The following is a 3,137-nucleotide window of genomic DNA, read 5'->3' as shown; positions in this document are numbered from 1 at the left end:
ATCTGTTTTGTGGCAGAACGGAACCCTCAAAGCCGAGTTTTCATAGAACTTTTTACACTACCAGTAGGAACAAGCGGCTTTTCGCTTGTTTCCGCATTTTTTTCCGAAAATCCATTTATTTTTATTATAGCAGGTATTTCAATTGCCGATAGCCCTTCCTTTACAAAAACAGGAATCCCACACACAAAAGTAGCTTGGGGAAAATTGGCGCAATCTAAGCCTAGGCTATATCAATCATTATTTCCATATTTAACCTTAAACATCTCACATTGATTTTTCGATCATTTTTTTTATTTTTTCTGCCGATTGCTCAAACACATGTTGAATAGGCTGGGAAGCATCGATTCTGTGTATTCTTTCAGGGAATTTTTTCATTAAAATATAATAACCTTCCCTTACTTTATGATGGAACTCAATCGTTTCCAAATCGAGCCGGTTGACTTCCCTCCCGGCATTTTTACTGATCCGTCCCAAGCCTTCTTCCGGATCGATATCAAAATATAGCGTTATTGAAGGCATCATTTGCTCAATAGCAAACTGGTTAATTGAAAATACTTCATCTATTCCAAGACCTCTTGCATAGCCCTGGTAAGCGAGCGAACTATCGATGAAGCGGTCACACAATACGATTGCACCATCCTCGAGAGCAGGCTTCACTTTTTCTACAAGATGCTGCCTTCTTGCCGCGGCGTATAGTAACGCCTCTGTCCGGGGGTCCATAGCTGTATTATTTTTATTAAGGATTACCTTGCGAATCTGCTCAGCGATATCAATCCCGCCCGGTTCCCTCGTCATCATGACTTTATGGCCTTCCGTTTCAAGCTCCTTTGCAAGCAGGCTGAGCACAGTCGTCTTTCCAGCCCCTTCTGGACCTTCAACCGAAATAAAGATTCCTTCTTTCATTCTTTAACCCCCAGATGAGAACTCTTTCTGTATTTTGTATACCTTTATTTTTCTTTCCAGCAAAGCTTCTCCCCTTTGGAACCGCGCCCCACTTTTAAGAAGCAGGTTAAGGCTTTGCAGATCTGACTCTTCAATCAATTCTCCAGGATACAATAAAGGAATGCCTGGAGGATAGGGAACGATCATTTCAGCGCAGATTTGTCCGGCTGCTTTGCTAAAAGACATTTCTTCCATTTGTAAGTTTTTTGCCTGTTTTCTGCTTATAAGGAGCGGTGAAACAGGTTTCTTCTTAAAAAAAACTTTCTTTTGCTCATTGGCGTGATGCGATTCAGTTTTCAGCACTCTCGTTAGTTTATCAAGAATCGCTGAAAATGGGTATTCCTGATCTTTTTTTAGTAATGGGAGAACAAAAAGAACATTATTTGGATCTGCCAGCTCTGCAAATAAACCTTCCTGCTCCATCCGTCTCTGTATTTCAAATCCACTCAGGGTGCATGTTGATTGCAGCGTTACTTTTAATAAATCGGTATCGCCTCTATCCAATACCTTTACGCCTGCTAATTTTGATAATTCCTGCTTAAAAAGGCTCACGGACTTCTTCAGGTAGTCAAGGTCTTGCTGATTAAAAGAGGCCAAATAGCTGCGGGCTATGTCTAAAGAAGCCAAAATGGGATAAGAAGGGCTGCTCGATTGGATCGTTTGCAAATAATATTTTAAAGTGTTCAGCGATAATAGTTCACTGTTAAAATGCAAATACGACCCCATTGTCATCGCCGGCAGCGTCTTGTGCGCCGACTGGACGGTGATATCCGCCCCCAACTCAACTGCAGACAATGGAAAGGGACGGCCAGCAATAAAATGAGCACCGTGAGCCTCATCAACAAGTACTGGTATGGAATGCTGATGAGCCAAATCTATAATACTTTTCAAGTCATAAGTAAGACCATAATAGTTTGGATATGTGACGATAAGAGCTTTAGCGTGCGGATATATATGTATCGCCTCTGTTACGGCTTCAATCGATACTCCTCCGGCAACCTGCCATTCTTCATCGAGCATCTCCCCTAAAAACACGGGGATCCCGCCAGCAAGCTCAATTCCATTTAAAATCGATTTATGGCAATTTCTCTGCACAAGGACAACATCATCCTCGCTAATCGCAGTCAAAATCATCGCGAGATTGCCTCCCGTCGATCCATTAACTAAAAAAAAGCTCTCTTTCACACCGTATAGTTCAGCCAGGAGCCTTTCTGCCGCCAAAATGACTCCTTCCGGCGAATGAAGATCATCGAGCCCTGTCAATTCCGTCGCATCAAGCTGTAAAAATTTCACAAAGCCAACATCTTTTTCTATAGGAAATACCGAACCATACTTATGGCCGGGAACATGCAACGAAATCGGCTTCTTTTGACTATGGCGAACTAAAGCCTCCAATAAAGGCGTTTCTTTTTGATCCAATATTATCACCGATTTCTCATTCAGATTTCTTATCTATTTTATCAAAATAAACCTTCGGCTGCTCCTTTTTTAAAAATAGCCAACAAGCTGACCGGTTTGTCTCCATTTTAATTTGTTGGATTACGAGTGGCTCCCAATAAAAAACCGCTTCACCATAGAAAAGCCAAAAAAGAAAGCCTCCTTTTGGGAAGCCTTCAAGAATGTATTTCAGGTTTAGTTATCTTTTTTAATTTTTTTAAAAAAAATTTATATTTAGGATTATCCGTATCCGTAATAATAAGATCATGTTCGCAATCAGTACATATAAAAGAAGTGTATAGATGTATGCCCTTCCATTTTGTTTGTTCGCAAACGACACATGTTTTCCCCATCTGTTTCTTCGCTAACAAATTATTCATGTCCTCCACCTCCACACCCCTATTCTGACCAAAGAACCACATTTGTATACAATTTTTCGAATATTCATCAGTACTATATTGTATGTATCACATATTAATCGGGTGTATGTCTATGCACATTTTGAGCCTTGAAAAGAAAAAACGGCGGCTTTGGGACGTTTTTGCTCTCAGCTACACCATCAAATATTGACTTTTAACAATCATTAGTTTGGCTTGCCTAGACTCTGCTTGTGCCAAGTGTTTTTCGGGGCGTGAATTGCGGGGCTTTACAAAATCAGTTTCAGTAAAATAAAAAAAGAACAACCATCATCGGCCGTTCTTTCGCATTCGCTTGGCGGCGTCCTACTCTCACAGGGGGAGACCCCCAACTACCATCGG

General features: G+C 41.1%; 4 protein-coding genes. 1 reads left to right on the top strand and 3 read right to left on the bottom strand.

Going from position 1 to position 3,137, the window contains the following annotated elements:
• On the top strand, positions 1 to 273 hold a 273-nt coding region (locus tag CU633_RS23150), incomplete at its 5' end, for a hypothetical protein (RefSeq protein ID WP_219620984.1).
• On the opposite strand, the gene tmk is transcribed toward CU633_RS23150, so the two are convergent.
• From tmk to CU633_RS21850, 3 genes are all read right to left on the bottom strand, one after another.
• The gene (gene tmk, locus CU633_RS21860; protein ID WP_101662663.1) at positions 265 to 903 is read right to left on the bottom strand and encodes a dTMP kinase; all 639 of its coding nucleotides are present in this window, start codon (positions 901 to 903) and stop codon (positions 265 to 267) included. The two genes, CU633_RS23150 and tmk, sit on opposite strands and share 9 nt — an antisense overlap.
• A gap of 3 nt (positions 904 to 906) precedes the next feature.
• Positions 907 to 2,370, bottom strand: coding sequence for an aminotransferase class I/II-fold pyridoxal phosphate-dependent enzyme (locus CU633_RS21855; protein WP_308314818.1), 1,464 nt, complete (start codon positions 2,368 to 2,370; stop codon positions 907 to 909).
• 185 nt (positions 2,371 to 2,555) lie between these two features.
• Positions 2,556 to 2,759 carry a sigma factor G inhibitor Gin gene (locus tag CU633_RS21850; RefSeq protein WP_101662661.1) on the bottom strand — a complete coding sequence of 68 codons (204 nt, stop codon included), beginning with the start codon at positions 2,757 to 2,759 and terminating at the stop codon, positions 2,556 to 2,558.
• Positions 2,760 to 3,137 lie beyond the last annotated feature (378 nt).

This window comes from Bacillus sp. V3-13 (assembly GCF_002860165.1).
Taxonomy (GTDB): Bacteria; Bacillota; Bacilli; order Bacillales; family Cytobacillaceae; genus Bacillus_BJ.
This window is presented reverse-complemented; position numbering and strand designations above follow the sequence as displayed.

Bases quoted from the DNA above. Each gene is read 5' to 3' on its own strand.
- CU633_RS21850 (WP_101662661.1), bottom strand. From the start codon at position 2,759: ATGAATAATTTGTTAGCGAAGAAACAGATGGGGAAAACATGTGTCGTT.
- tmk (WP_101662663.1), bottom strand. From the start codon at position 903: ATGAAAGAAGGAATCTTTATTTCGGTTGAAGGTCCAGAAGGGGCTGGA.